This window comes from Demequina pilifera (assembly GCF_048814985.1).
Lineage (GTDB): Bacteria > Actinomycetota > Actinomycetes > Actinomycetales > Demequinaceae > Demequina.
The window spans coordinates 464,160-479,299 of record NZ_JBMDTW010000003.1; the positions used below are offsets into that span (position 1 = coordinate 464,160).

7 protein-coding genes are annotated in these 15,140 nt (G+C 73.1%); all 7 read right to left on the reverse strand.

What is annotated here, in order from left to right; translation table 11 throughout:
* Positions 1-53 precede the first annotated feature (53 nt).
* The 7 genes from ACNI14_RS07585 to ACNI14_RS07615 all read right to left on the reverse strand — a co-directional run bounded on the left by ACNI14_RS07585 (position 54) and on the right by ACNI14_RS07615 (position 15,140).
* Positions 54-869: a hypothetical protein gene (locus ACNI14_RS07585; protein WP_420519376.1), complete on the reverse strand. Its 816-nt coding sequence runs from the start codon at positions 867-869 to the stop codon at positions 54-56.
* A complete protein-coding gene (locus ACNI14_RS07590; protein WP_420519377.1) occupies positions 866-1,684 on the reverse strand; it encodes a PP2C family protein-serine/threonine phosphatase in 819 nt (272 codons plus the stop codon). The genes ACNI14_RS07585 and ACNI14_RS07590 overlap by 4 nt, the downstream gene beginning before the upstream one ends.
* On the reverse strand, positions 1,681-3,915 hold the full coding sequence (locus ACNI14_RS07595; RefSeq protein ID WP_420519378.1) for an FHA domain-containing protein: 2,235 nt from the start codon (positions 3,913-3,915) through the stop codon (positions 1,681-1,683). Before ACNI14_RS07595 ends, ACNI14_RS07590 begins: the two co-directional genes overlap by 4 nt.
* A gap of 192 nt (positions 3,916-4,107) precedes the next feature.
* On the reverse strand, positions 4,108-6,681 hold the full coding sequence (locus ACNI14_RS07600) for a transglutaminase domain-containing protein (RefSeq protein ID WP_420519379.1): 2,574 nt from the start codon (positions 6,679-6,681) through the stop codon (positions 4,108-4,110).
* A complete protein-coding gene (locus tag ACNI14_RS07605) occupies positions 6,678-8,069 on the reverse strand; it encodes a DUF58 domain-containing protein (RefSeq protein WP_420519380.1) in 1,392 nt (463 codons plus the stop codon). Before ACNI14_RS07605 ends, ACNI14_RS07600 begins: the two co-directional genes overlap by 4 nt.
* A complete protein-coding gene (locus tag ACNI14_RS07610; RefSeq protein WP_420519381.1) occupies positions 8,066-9,031 on the reverse strand; it encodes an AAA family ATPase in 966 nt (321 codons plus the stop codon). Before ACNI14_RS07610 ends, ACNI14_RS07605 begins: the two co-directional genes overlap by 4 nt.
* Positions 9,032-9,119: 88 nt before the next feature.
* Positions 9,120-15,140, reverse strand: coding sequence for an Ig-like domain-containing protein (locus tag ACNI14_RS07615; protein WP_420519382.1), 6,021 nt, complete (start codon positions 15,138-15,140; stop codon positions 9,120-9,122).

Genomic DNA, 15,140 nt, shown 5'->3' on the forward strand with positions numbered 1-15,140 from the left:
GCGAACGCCCTCGCGCGCCGTGCGTGACGGGGCAGCCAGTCACGCGATGTGTGTCAGCCGTCGGGAAGTCCCAGGAAGAACACGATCGCCAGCACCGCCAGGGTGCCGATCGCCGCCACCCCAGCGGCGACCGCCATCGCCACCAGCAGCCGGCGCCTGCGGACGGCCTTGCGTCGCCGCGCCGCCTCGGCGGGCGTGAGCACGCGGTGGTCAGCGGGCGCCGCATCCGCATCGCCGGAGCCTTCGTCTGCGGCCGCCGGACCCACCCGCGGTGCGGTCTGGGACTCGGATGCCGACCGCGGTCGGTAGGTGCCGCCCTTCTCGCCAAAGGATCCGCGCGACACGTCACCCGGGACCACGCCGCCCGGCAGCGCTCCAGGGTCCGCGGCGCCACCGGGGGCCGCCCTATCGGCCGGGAGGGTGCCCGCCGTTTCGCGTCGCGACGCGAAGCGCGTCGACTCGTCGTCCATGGCTCCTGCACGCGAACTCAGTCGAGTCGCGTCGTCGTCGGAGGCGTCGCCACCCGCACCGGCGGCGGCATCAGCGCTCGCGCGCCTCGACTCCTCGGCTCCGGGGCGCCCCTGCTGGCGGCGAGAGGACATGCGAGTCGAGTCGTCGTCGCCGCGCGGAGCCTCGCCCGCGCCGCCGGCGCCGGACCGACCGCGTGGAGCCGCGAGCCGGGTGGCATCATCCTGGTCCGCTTCGGCATCCGGTCGCGTTCGCGCCCGACGCGACGCGAGCATCGTGTCGTCGTCGGGATCTCTCTGCTGTGCGACGTCGTGACCGTGCGGGGCGCTGGCCTCCTCCGCCTGAGCCCGCTCGAGCGCCTCGCGGCGCTCCCGCCGCTCGCGACGGCCGCCGCCCGTCACACCGACTCCCGGCGCCGGCCCGAGATGGTGGTGTCGTCGTCATCCCCGCGGGCACCCCACAGCCGCCACGGAGAGGGGTCTGCGTCCGGGTCGGTGTGCGCGTGCAGAGTGTCGACCACCACGACCGTCACGTTGTCGCTCGCCGCGGCGTCGACGGCCGCTCCGACCAAGCGGCCCGCCGCCAACGAGACCTCGCCCGCGAGCGAGGCGATCGACGCGATTCGCGCATCGGAGAGCGCCTTCATGAGTCCGTCGCTCGCGACCACCAGGCGGCTTCCGGGCCGCGCCTGCACCAGCCAGGCATCGAAGTCCCGGATGCCGTCGCCGATCGCGCGCGTGACGATGTTGCGGTCCGGGTGCACCTCGGCCTGAGCCGGGGTGATGTCACCGCGTTCGACCAGCCGCTGCACGTACGAGTGGTCCACGGTGATCTGCGACAGCACTCCGCCCTCGATCGTGTAGACACGGGAGTCGCCCACGTTGATCACCATCCACCACGGCTGACCGTCGTGCTCGACGGCGATGGCGCCGGTCAGCGTCGAACCCGAGCTGCCGCCCACCCTTTCCGAGAGTCGCTCCACCGCCTCCTGGGCACGCGCCACGGCCAGCACCACGTCGTCGGGGTCCACGGTGGCAGCATCCGTCAGCTCACGGAAGGCCTCGACGACCGCGCTGCTCGCCGCCGCTCCCGCGAGATGTCCCCCCATGCCGTCGGCCACCACGTGGACGGGCCCCGAGCTCAGGAAGGCGTCTTCGTTCTTCGGACGGTCGCCCGGCGCCGTGGCTCCCGCTCCCGCACACCATCGGACCGTCATCGGCGCTCCTCGAGCCGGACGATCCGCACCACCAGGTCTCCGAGGATGAGGTCGCCGTCGACCGTGGATCCGCGTTCGCCCACCTCCCGTTCGGTGCCATCCTCGGCGCGCAGGTAGGTGCCGTTGGTGGAGCCGAGGTCGCGCACCCACCATCGACCCTCACGCGGCTCGAGCTCGGCGTGGAGCTTCGACAGCGTGCGGGTGGGGTCGTCGACGCCCAACCGCCCCGGGATCGCGACGGAGGTCGACCGGCCGATCACCACGCTCTCGGCCCCGAGCCCATAGGAGGCCCCACCCTCGACCTCGAGCATCCACGCGTCTCGTCGACGCTCCGCGATGATCGTGTGATCGTCGTCGTCGGGGGCCGTGCCCGCGGACTGGGCGCTGTCGGCCCTCGCGGGCGGGGGAGGCGGCAGCGGCGACACGATGGGGGCTCCCTCGAGCCCGTCGGTGCCTGCGGCCGATGCGGTTGCGGGCCGGGCAGGCGTCGCTGGCGGCGCCTGCGTGGGCTCAGCATCCTTCGCGTCCCCGTCGCCCGGCAGGGGCCGCACCTCCAGGGTCGAGGTGGTCGGGGCCGGCTCGCTCGGGGCGACGGGGCCGGTGGGCCCCGCCGCGTCGCTCACCGGCGCTGCGTCAGTGGGCGAAGCCTCGGTGTCCGCAGATGAGGCGCCCTCGGGCGTGTCGGTGGGGTCGGGCGACGCGGCACTGGGCTCGGGCTGGAGGTACGGCGACAGGCGCCTCACATACGGGGACGCCGCTGAGGGGGGCGGCACCCGCGGCACCGCCGCCGTCGCTGGCGAGGGCTCTGCCGGAGGTGCGGCTGGCGATGGGGCCACGACCGCATCGTCCGTGTCCGCGATCGCTCCGTCGCGCACCGGGCCGGGCGCCGAATCAGGCGCCGACGAGCCGGCGACAGCCGGGGCGTCTGCAGGCGAGGCCGTGGGGGCGTCGGCGTCCGTGTGCTCGGCGAGGGGCTGGTGAGGCGGGGACGCAGGCCCGCTCGCGGCCGGGAGGTCCTCTCCCGCGCCCGGCCCGCCCGGCCCCGCGTCACCGACGTCCGGGAATTCCACTGCGTGGTCAAACGCGGCGGCGTCGTCAGAAGCGGCGGCGGCGTCGAGGTCGGAGGGCTCGGCCTTCGGCGTCGACGGCGGTCGCGGTTCGTCGTCCGCGACCTTGGCCCACGCTCCCGTCCATCCCGGCGGCAGGGGGGTGACGGCCGTGGGCTCGCTGGGCACGGAGTCGTCCGGTGAGGAGTGGTCCTCCGCCGAGGCGCTGGACGCGGCGCCGTCGGAGTCGGCGTGGTCCGTGGGGCGCGCCATGGAGTCGCGCTCCGTCGCGTCACCGTCGCCGGCGCGCACGTCGCCGGGGAACGTGTCGCCGCCACCCGGCGCGTGGCCCGTGACGGGAGGCTCGTCCTGGCGGTCCGCGGGACCACCGGGTCCCAGGTCGACAGGGAACTCGTCCCCGTCCGCCTGGCCGTCGGCGAAGCTCGCGCGCGGGGCGGCGGGCGTGTAGCCCTCGCCGAATCCCTCCCACCGCTGGGCGACCGTGGCGCCGCCGTCACCCGTGACCCAGGCCGGGCTGTCGCCGCGCGCGGGGGCGGGATCGGGACTGGTCCCCGGGGGCGAGGCCGCGGCCTCTGCCTGACGGAGAGCGGACTGCGCGGCGGGGACGGCTTGCGGGGCGTCGGAGGCCGCGCGGGGCTCCCGGCCGTGGACGGACGCGGCACCGGCGGCCGCCGCATTCGCCGTCACGCCGTGGCCGGTGGCCTGGTACGAGCCCCAACCGAGCACGGACGCCCAGACGGCGGGGGCGATCGCCGCCAGCCAGGTCATCGCCCGTGGCGCGCGCATCCTCAACTCGATGGTGCTCGCGCCGTCGATCCACATCAGCCATCCCGCCAGTCCGCCGATCAACCACATCAGCAGGCCGACGATCAGCGCCGTCCGAGCCGCCGGCACTGGCTCCTCCGTCACGAGCATCGCCACCCACGACACGACCGCCACGACCGCTCCGGCGAACTCCACGGAGCGGGCCTCGGCGACGGGCACCGTCGGCACGCGTCCCTCCCGTGCGGCCGCCACCCACCGCAGCACCGGGACCCAGGCACGGAAGGGGCTGCCGCCGAGCTTGCGCAGGAGCGCGCCCAGCGCGAGACCCATCCACACGGCGTCGATCGCCGCGATGATGCCAAGCGTCGCCAGCACCGCAGTGCCTAGTGCCGCGTCCATGGGGGTGATCCCTTTCCTCTGTGCCATCTGCGGGCGGCGAGACTCGCCCCGGATCGGGGCCGTGTCGCCGTCGCTGTCCTACACCCAGCATCGCCGTTCAAACGGCGCTGCCATACCACCAGAACTGTGCCATGGGCTGGTCCGCGATGCGCGTCCCCAGCCCGCGCGCCGCGGTGACGCCGCCCCCGCACCCTACGAACGACCGCGCTGGCGGCGCAGTCGCGAGCGCCGCGTGCTGTGCCCGGAGTCCGTACGAGAGGTGTGCTCCGAGCGCCACTGCGGGCGATCGGCACGGCGCCGGACCGGGTCCCGAGGCGCCGGCGTCGCCACCGAGAGCCACACGGACCGCAGCGACACCCGCATGCGCATCCTCGCCCACCATCCGCGCTCGCTCAGCCGGGCCACGCGGTCGGCGTCGACGAGCGCCCAGAACTCCGTGGCCTCCTGCGCCGTGATCGTGGCGTCGGAGAAGGTCGCGCGATCGGTCGCGAGCGCGATGCGGGCGCCGTTGTCCGGCCCATAGGCGGCCGCCGTCTCGGCGCGGGTGGCCAGCGGCATGGGCTCGAGGCCCGCCTCGACCGCCGTGTCGACGTACTCGTCCCAGCCGCGATGCACGGCGTCCATCGGCTCGCCCTTGCGTCGCCGCACCCGTCGCACGGCCTTCCACGCGATCACCAACAGGAACGGGCCGCACAGCACCAGCAGCACCAGCAGCCCGATGCCGCTGATGCGCAGGGTCGTCGCGAGCCAGCCGGCCCGGCCGTCCGCGTCCTCGTCTGCGCCAGCATCGTCGCCAGACAGTCCTCGTTGGGACGACGGCGGCACGATCGGCTCGGCGCGCTCCGGGTCGAGCGCCGTCGGATACTCCGGATCGGTCTGCTGCGACACGTCGGGAGACAGCGGCGACTCGTACTGGGGCGACACGTCTGCCTCGACCCAGGTGCCGTCGCTGCCCTGCACCTCGACCCACGCGGAGAGGTTGCGCCCGCGGCACTCGCCGTCCTCGCAGGGCGGCACCTCCCATGCCTCGTCCTCGTCCCCGGCCAGACGCGCCCCCACGACCACGCGCGAGGGGAACCCCAGCTCGGCCGCGATCAGTGCCGCCGCGGCGGCGAACTGCTCATCGTCACCCACCGCGGCCACGAGAGAGGCGCGCGGGTTCCCCGCGACCTGCTCCTCGCGATCGATGAGCGACGCAAACAGCCGGTCGAGGCGGTCATAGGAGTGGCCGGCGGGCGAGGATGCGAACACATAGCCGGGCAGATCGCTCCGCCAGTTCGTGGTGGTGGTGCCGTCGTCGAGAGAGTGGCTCAGGTATCCGCGCTCCCGCAGCCGCGTGAGCAGCTGGTCCAGCCCGGCTCCGTCCCGGGACACGCCCTGAAGCGTGACCCAGTCCGAGAGCGACTGCGGTATCAGCTCGGTGTCGATGCTCGCGGCCCCGGGCGACGTGCCGAGATCTGCGAGCTCCTGAGCCTCGGCCGGGACGTGGCCCTCGACCGTGTAGGTGTCGCCCGCGACGATTCCCCCTTCGGCGCCCATCACGCCCGTCGCCCCCTCCTCGAGGTAGTAGAAGCCATCCACGAGCTGCGCCTGTCGCGGCCCGTGGAACTCGACGCTGCCGAGCCGGCCGAGCAGCGGAACCCAGATGCCGCCGCCGGCCCCCACGGTGATGTCGGCACGAAGCGTCACGGCGCCGGGATCGGGGGCGATGAAGGACGGCACCCGTTGGAAGCGCACCGGGGGCGCGTCCGGACCCGCGGAGGCGCTGAAGGTCTCGCCGTCGAAGTGCGACAGCGCGGCAAGCCGCACTCGCTGCGGGTCCCCCGCACGCGTGTCGACCGAGAACAGCAGGGCGTCGTACGCGTCGTCCTCGAAATACGAGCGATACGACGACAGCGGCGACACCGCCTGCGCAACCGTCAGGCGCGGGTCGATCGCGCTGCGCGCGACCTCCCGCGGTGTGTCGGCGGCGATCGGGCCGGCCACGAGCGTCGCCATCCCGGCTGCCGCGACCACGATCACGAGCACCGCGGCCACCCCACCCAGGACGCGCATGCGGGGCCTGCGCACCAGCCGGGCGTCGTCCCCGCCCTGCGCGATGCCGATCGCCCTGCGCCGCACATACGCCGCGCGCCAGCCGAACCAGGCCAGCACCACGACGAGCGCGGCGAGCCCCACTGCGAACTCTCTCGTGACGTAGGTGCCGAACGCACCCTCGACGACGGCATCGGCCCTTGTCGCCGGGCCGATCGCGACGCACACCGCGAGCAGTCCGCCGAGCACCGCCGCACCGAGTCCCCACAGGCGGCGTGAACGGACCGCCGCCCATGTCGCGAGCAGCGGCGCGACGAGGAACAGCGCGAAGACCGGCACCAGCGTCGCGCGGTACTCGCCCAGAGGCAGCGGCAGCGTGACGATGTCCTTCCACCCCAGGGCGGGGCCGCGGACGAGCTCGCCGGCGGTGCTGCGCCAGGCCTCCGGGCCGTCGAGGGGCCCGCCGATCGCGAGGACGGCACCGCCCACGAGGTACACCACGAGCGACAGCATCACGGCGGTGCCCGCACCGCGCCTCAGCCGCTCGCACACCACCGCGATGGCCGCGCCGGCGGCGATCGCGGCGCCGACGGTGAGCAGATAGCGGGTGGATGCGAACACCGGCTGCAGGCTCCAGGCCGCGACCGCGCTGATGGCCATCACGAATGCGGCGTTGCCGAGCACGAACGCCCATGTGACGCCGGCCGTCCCGCCTCTCCTGCGCGCGCTCATGCCGCCCCCCGCGCCAGCAGCTGCCGCAGGTCGTCCAGCACCCCGAGGCTCAACACCCGGGTCCGGCCCATGGCCCGCATGGACGGCTGGGAGTTCGGGTTGCACACCACGGCCGCGACGCCGACGTCGCCCGCGAAGGCCATGGCGGCGCTCTGCAGGTGAGCGTGCGAGGCGGCGGAGCCGGTGATGAGGAACGCCAGCGAGGTGTCCCCGGTCGACTCGACGAGCATGCGCGTCAGCGTGGGCATCGCCACCACCGCAGCACCGGCCTCGACGCCGGCCAGGTCATCCAAGAGCCCCCGTGGGCTCGCGACGCGCAGCTGGCGCAGCGACCGCACCGAGGCGCGCGCGAACTCGGGGACCTCGCCGCTCACCACCGCCTGCACGTCGCGACCATCCCGGATCGCGCGGACGCCCAGGGAGCCGACCGCGCTCACCGCCATCTCGAATTCGTCCTCGGACGCGTAGGAATCCTCGTCCAGGTCGAGCACCACCGAGATCGTGGACCGCCGGGTCTCCTCGAACTGGCGCACCATGAGCTGGCCGGTCTTCGCCGTGGACTTCCAGTGGATCTGGCGCTGCGCGTCTCCGCGCGCGTACTCCCGCACCGCGTGGAACGAGATGTCCTCGTTCGTGAGGGTCCGCGTGGTCCGCCCCTCCAGGTCGCGCACGAACCCCATCGAGGTGCTCGGAATGGCCACCGTGACGGGGTGGACGTACAGCGTGCGCACATCCGCCCAGCGGAACTCACGCTGCAGCAGGTGCACCGGATCCGTACGGGACGTGGTCGCGGGACCCACGTCGATGACGCCCCTGTGCGGCGCGGGGATCACTATCGACTCGCGATGCTGATGGTCGCGCCGCAGCAGCGGCACGTGGAAGTCCACGAGCCCGGCGCCCACGGGCACGTCGACCCGGCCCGGGAGGGCGAGCCTCGCCCGCGTGTTGCGCACCACGATCTCGCCCTCGGCGTCCGTGCCCGCGACCACCGCATCGTGGCTCAGGTCGAAATCCACCTCGTAGGCCTCGCGGCCCAGCAGGAACGGCAGCGCGAGGATCAGCAGGACTGTGGCGAGCAGCGCCGCGAGGAGGAACTCTCCCCAGCCGAACGCGAGCCCGAGCACCAGGCCCGCGAGCGCGGACACGATGGCCGCCCAGCCCGAGGGGGTGACGACGGATCGCGTGCGCGCCCAGCCCGCCCGCACGGACTCGCTGCTCGCACGCGACAGCCGCAGCGCCCACAGGCCCAGCGCCACCCATCGGCCGCGCCGGCGGCCGGTGAGCTGGGTGCGCGTGCCCGCCCACGTCGTCCCCGTGTGCGTGTGGCCCCGGGGATGCGACGCTGAGGTGTGATCGGCGCGGGTGCGCCCTCTGGACTCGACGCTCAAGCGAGATCCTTCTGGCTGGGCGGCGGGGTGTCGAGGAGGACCTGGCCGATCACGGCGGTCGCGGTGACGCCGTCGAACTCGGCCTCGGGGTCGAGAATGAGCCGATGCGCCAGGACGGGCTCCGCGAGATCCTTGACGTCGTCGGGCGTCACATACGTGCGGCCGTGGCCCAGCGCCCACGTGCGCGACCCGCGCGCGAGCGCCATCGCGCCACGCATCGAGGCGCCGAGCCGCACCTGCGTGGCTCCGCGCGTGGCATCCACGAGACGCGCGATGTAGTCCAGCACGAGGGGGCTCGAGTGGACCTGGGCCGACAGCTCGGTCATCGCGGCGATGGTCTGCAGCTCCACGAGCGCCGGCACGGTGACGCGGGGCGGCCTGCCGGCGTCAAGGATGCGCAGCGTCGCGCCGTGGTCGGGGTAGCCGAGAGAGGTGCGCATCATGAACCGGTCCAGCTGCGCCTCGGGCAGCGCGTATGTGCCCGCCTGCTCGATAGGGTTCTGGGTCGCCACCACCATGAACGGGCTGCCCGCGGGCCGGGTCACGCCGTCGACGGTCACCGCGCCCTCCTCCATGACCTCGAGCAGCGCGGACTGGGTCTTGGGGCTCGCGCGATTGATCTCGTCCGCGAGCACCACGTTCGCGAACACCGGGCCCGCGTGGAATTCGAAGGTGCCCTGACTCTGGTCGAAGACCGTGATGCCGGTGACGTCGCCCGGAAGCAGGTCCGGCGTGAACTGGATGCGCGTGGAGGTGCCCTTCACCGTCTGTGCCAGGGCCCGTGCGAGCGACGTCTTGCCGGTCCCGGGGACGTCTTCGAGCAGCAGGTGCCCCTCCGAGATCATCGCGGTGAACGCGAGCTCGACCACGTGACGCTTGCCGAGCACCGCGCGCTCGACGTTGTCCGCGAGCGCCGCGAATGTCTGCGCGAACCAGTCGGCCTGCTCCTCGGTGACGGTCATCAGTTCTCCTTAGGCGTTGAGGTGGGGCGCGGCGCGCGCGCCCACTGGTCGGTGGGCCGGTGCTCGGGGCGACAGGGCCGATGCGCGCTCACGGCGCGTCCGTCGGGCTCGGCGCGGGATCGGGGCCCGGATCGGTGGGCTCCGGCGTCGGTTCGGGCGTGGGCTCGGGTGCGGTGTACTCGCAGTCCACGGTCGTGACCCAGTCGTTGAGGCTGGACAGGGCGCCCGAGAACGACACCTGCCAGCGCATGCGGCGCATCTGATCGATCGGCACCGCGCCGTTGCCGCTGACCCCCAGCATGGTGCGGGTCGTCTCGTAGTCGGCCGCGGCGGCCGAGACGTCGATTCCGCCGGGATCGGGATCGGCCCCTGCGCGACACGGTCGGACCTGGATCTCGACGGGGTAGCGCGGCGAGCCGGACTGCGCGGGGACCACGGAGGTCTCGCTTGAGCACTGGACCGTGCCATCGTCGTACTCGATGCAATACCGGGACCGCACCTCCGACGCGGAGCCGACGGGAAGGACGAAGGCCTCGTTCCAGCTGCCGCCGGCCACCGAGTACTGCGTGAACATCCCCGACGGTTCGTTGGGCCGCGGTTCCGTCACGCTCGTCGAGCACGACCAGTCGTCGCCGCTGCACGTGGAGTTGACGCGGTAGCCGCGCTGGAAGGTCGGCGCGCCTGGCTCGACGAAGGAGTTCACGGACTTGTCGATCGTGTTGGACGCCGCGAAGGTCGTGCCGTCGTACCGGCTCTCCCCGCACAGCGTGAAGTCCGTGCGCGTGTTCGGCTCCACATCGGCGCTGACCCGCGCGGTCCCGCCCGAGGCCTGCACCATCGCCGTGCACGCGTCGCCCACTTCGAGCCCGACCCACGTCTGCGAGCCCTGGCCACCCGATCGGGTCCGTACCGTGAACGTCACCTGCTCGCGCTCGTCGTCGAGGGCGAAGTCCGCGGAGAGCAGCGTGGGCGCGCCGACTCCGTGCGCACTGAAGGTGACGGCGGCGCCCGTGCTGCTGCCGCCGCCCACGGGCGGGATCTCGAGCGCCGTCGTGGGGATGGCCGTGACCGTCTGCGCCTGATTGGACCCCACGTCGTAGCCGCTGACCGTCAGGGTCCGCCCGGACACGCTGTACTCCCGCGTCGCGCCCGTGGGGCTCGAGAGGATCACCGAGCGGGTCGTCGGGTCGGGGATCCGCATCTCCACGTCGATGCGACGGCCGTCGCCGCCCGTGTCCCGCGTAGGACGCCACGTGACGTTGGTGGGCCGCTCCGGGGGCGCGTACGCCCACGCCGTGACCGACACCGCGTCGCGAGACCGTCCCACCGAGTTGATCGCCCTCGCGGTGTACTGCTGCCTGTCTCCGTTGACGAGGCCCGTGATCTCCTCGCACGCTCCGCGCGCCGTGCACGACGACACGCGCACGTCTCCGGCGTAGACGTCGAAACCGGAGATCGCCGGGTAGGCGGAGGCGGCTCGACCAGGAGAGACCGCGAGGGTCACCCGGCCGTCCGCGAACGCCGTCTGACGGATCTCCGCCGGCGCCGCGGGGTAGCCCTGGAGGTCGAGGCTGATCGACCCTTGGCGATCGCCCGCGCTCACCCGCCCCTGGGCGTCGCGGACGGAGAAGGTGGCGTCGCACACTGCACCCGGGGCGTCCGCCGTCCACGAGGCGCGCACCGTGCTGGCGTCGACGGGGGTGAACGAGACGTCGGGGCACGACGCAGCGCCGGCCACCGCGACCAGTTCCAGCGGAGTGCCCGGCAGCGGGTTGACCTCACCGGGCACCCCCGAGACGGTGATGGTGCATGATTCGCCGTCCGCCTGAGAGCAGCGCTGCACGACTGTGGCGCCCTTGGGCAGCTCGGAGGGCGCGGGGCCGACCTCGAGCGACAGCGACGCCGCAGGAGTGGCGGGGTCCGACGGGAGCGACACGGTGACGGCGTCCTGGCGCCCAGGCACGGCATCGTCCCTCGCCGTGACCGTCAGCACCGTGCCGCTGCGCGACACCTCGAACTGCTGTCCCGCGTAGGCCGTCGCGATCTCCACCGCCCGAGCCGCCGCACCAGGGGGCCAGGACACCATGCGTGCCACGTCGAACGCGGCCGCGTCCCCGGGGGAGATCTCGAGGGAGGCGCCGGTCAGGATGGGCTGCGGGTCCTCGGCGATGATCACGATCGGCACCGGCAGCACGGTGGACTCGTCCTGTCCGGCGATGGCGACGGGCACCAGGCAGGTGTCCGTGTAGGGCTCCCCCATGCCGGCCGAGTAGCGCAGCGTGGTGCCGGCGACGAGCGAGCAGCTCGAATCCTCCCGACGGCCCGAGTCCGTCACTCCGCCCGCCTCGATCGCGATCTGCACTCCCGCAGGCAGCGCCGCGAGATCCCGCAGGTCGAAGGTCACCGAGTCACCCTCGTCCACCTCGGGCGGGGTGAAGTCATCCCGGAGCGCGACACGGAAGTCGCCTTCTCCAGGCACGCGCAGGAAGCCGTAGGACACGACCTCCTCGCCCGCGTAGTCCACGCCGCTGACCTGGAACGGCACCAGCCGCGAGGACTCGGGGAGCGGCCCCGCGATGGTGCGTCCCTCGACCGTGAGGTCCGGCTGGTCGCCCCACAGCGACAGTTCGAGACCAGAGGAGTCGCCCGAGCCCCACGACACCCTGTCCGTCAGGACGTCCACGCCGGATTCGAACACGTCGCGCGTCTGCGCCGTCAGCACCGTGTCATCCACGATCGGCACGTCGGCCACCGGCACGCGCACGGCCTTGAGCACGATCCTGCCGATCGCCGTCGAGCCACCGGAGTTCCGCACTGTGTACACGAACGAGTGGGTGCCGGGCGATTCGCCCACCGACAGCGTGACCCGCCCATCGTCGACGGACTCGAGCCGCTCGCTGAGAGCGGCGAACTCCGTGGACTCCGGGTCGGCGTCCGGGCGCACCGAGACCAGTTCCAGGTCGCCGCCCGCCAAGTCGATGTCGTTGCCGGTGGGGTCGAGGCTGACGCGACGGTCGGGGCCCACCTGCGCCTGCACATAGTCGGAGTAGGTGACCGGGCGCGGGTCGACTCCGGCCGCCAGCACGCCGACGGTGGCCCTCGCCACCGCAGACTGGCCCCGGGCATCCTCCACGCTGTAGTCGAAGGCCACCTGTCCGGCGAAGCCCGGCTCGGCCGTGTAGACGATGGATTGCCCGTCGGAGGACACCCGCGCCGATCCCGACTCGGGCTGGGTCTCGATGCGCCGCAAGCCCACCGCGTCACCATCGGGGTCGGTGCCCGTGCCGTCGAAGGGCAGGCGCACGCTCTGGCCGGCGGCCACGCGTCCGGTCAGGGGGCGGGGCACCGGCGGTGCGTTCGTCTCCGACTCGAGAACCGTGACGACCACGGTCGCGGCGTCCCGCTGTGCCGGGTAGCCCAGGACATAGGTGGCATACGAGATCACATGAGTTCCCGGCTCGTCCGGAGCGAGGTACCGCACGGTCGAGCGCGCGGGGAAGGCGAGCCCCGCTTCGTCGTTCGCCTCGACCGAGCCGGCGTCCAACGCGATGACGTTGCCGGCGGGCCCCAGGTCGTTCGCGAGCACGTCGATATCGGCCTGGGTGCCCACTCGCACGGTGATCGCGTCATCCACCGCGAGCGGCGTCGAGGGCGCCTCTGAGTCGAGCAGCACCACGGTGACCTCCCCGCGAGCGGTCGCCTGGGGACGCCCCGAGCCGTCGGACACGGTGTAGCGCAGCACGCCCAGCTGGCCCGGCTGCGCGTCCGCAGTCTCGCCGCTGATGCGCAGCGCCGAGTGGCCGACGATGTCGGCGGACAGGCGCGCACCCTCTGCGGCCGCCGTATCGAGCTCGCTCAGCAGCAGCACGTGGCCCCCGGGGTTGGAGACGGAGGACAGCACGTCGATCGTGGCGTCCTCCCCCGTGCGGACGAAGGCCGTCAGTGGCGCGGTCGCCAGCCGCTCCTCCTCGGGAGGGACGACCGTGACCCGGGCGGAGGCGCGCACCTCGGAGACGCCGTCCGTGAGGGTGTAGTCCACCGGGTACGAGCCCGGCTGCGGTGAGGTGAAGGTGAACCCCACGGAGCCCTGCGCCACCGCCACGGACGCGTCATCGCTGGCATCCGTGCCCGCCTCGGTCACGACGAGCGGTCCGCGAGCGCCGGTCGCGAGCTCGGACACGTCGACGGTGGTGTCCGTCCCTGCGGTCACCGTCGCCACCGCGGCGTCGACCCGCAGCTCGGGCTCGCCCATCACGGTGACGTTCAGGGTTCGGGTCGCCCGCGCCCCGTTCACGTCCGCGACGGTGACCTCCACCGGCACGATCCCGGACGCGGTGGCCGATGCGTTGGTGTGCTGGAAGACGACGTCGCCTTCCGGCGAGGAGGCCACGACGCCCACCGATGCGGTGGTGCTCGCGCCCACCACGTACATCTGGTCCCCCTCGGGGTCCACCCAGCCGGACAGCACGTCCGTCGACACCGTTCCGCCAGGAGCGACCTGGGGAGCGGGCCACCGCGCCAGGCATTCGTCGGTTCCGCACCACACGGGTGCGCTGTTCTGGGACGGAGCCGCAACGGTCAGCGTCACCGAGGCGGGCTCAGAGAGCAGTCCGTCGCCTGCGGTGCCGTCGGTGACGACGTATGAGAAGGTCGCCGAGCCTGCCGCGTCGGGCGCGACGTCGACGACGATCGACTGCTGATCGTCGGCCAGCGTCAGCGTGCCGAAGGACGGTTCGAGCCTCGTCACCGAACCGGGCACGATGGTCAGCGCGTCCGCGTTGGCATCGTGGTCGTTGAGCAGGACCGGGAGGCTGACCTGACGCCCCGCACGCACGCCCAGGTCGTCATCGCGCGCCACGGGAGGCCGCGGTTCCGACACCTGGGTCGCGACCTCATCGTCATCCGGCGCGGTCTGCGTGGTGTCCTCGCGCACCCACTCCTGAGAGGACGGCACCAGCGCACCCGACGGGACTCCCCACACCCACCCCGAGCGCGACTCGTTCAGGATCAGGCGCGAGCCGTTGGTCCGGAGCCGGGGAGACCGACGTTCGCCGAGCGTCCCGTCGCCGTAGTCGAGCTGGGTCGTGGTGCCGTTCGACATCCACATGGTCCCCGCGCCCTCGCCGGCTGGCAGCCAGGCCCCGGCGATGATCGACGATCCCGGCAGCGGGGCGGGCTGCGCGGGCTGTCCGAGCACGAGCTCCGAGGCGCCATACGCGCGCTGCGGGGCCGTGCCGTCGAACGGGACCGTCACGGCGCCGAACTCGTCCGCGATGACGATCAGCTCCGACTCGGGAGACGGGGTCTGCAGCAGCGCGCTCTCCGAGGTGCCGGTGGCGATGGGCTCGTCGATGAGGCCCGTCCAGACGAGTCCGCTGGCCGGATCGAGCAGCACCCACTGCCCGCCCACCCACGAGATCTGCGTGGCTTCGCTCTCCGGTCCTTCGGGAAGGAACACCGTGTCCCGGATGTCGCCCGTGAGCGCGTCTGCGATCAGCACGCTGCGGCGCTCTGCGGAGTAGGCCGCCAGGGTGCCGTCGACCGCGACCGCCGCGGCGACCGCGCGAAATTGCGGTCGGTCCTCGCCCTCGGCCACCTCGACGTCCACGTACGGGTCGACGGCCCGCGGAGTCACGGCGGTGCCGTCGCTCACCGATCCCGCGAGCACCTCGCCCGTCTCGGTCACGTACGCCACCACGTCGCCGGTGTGAGCCACCTCGCTCGTGCCGCGCGGGGTCGTGACCGTCGCGTCGCCGCTCGTCTCTCCGACGTCCTGCGGTCGCGCCGTGTCGAGAGCGGTGACCGAGCCCAGGTTGTCGGAGTACACGAGCAGCGTCCGGTCGGCCTGGAGAATCTCGCTCGGGTCGGCGACCGCCTTCACCGTGTCCACCTCGGACACGACCGTGTTCACCCGGCCGAACCTCTCGCCAGACGCGGTCTGCAGCGCCCACACCGAGGGATCGTCGACCTGAACCTCGCGTTCGTCGAACCCCGGGGCCAGGACGACGCCCACCACCAGTGCCGTGAGCACGGCCGCCACCGAGGCGCGCCGGAAGGTCCGCCACCGCGCCGCGGTGGCTTCTCCCTGCCCGGCCTCGACTCCAGCCAT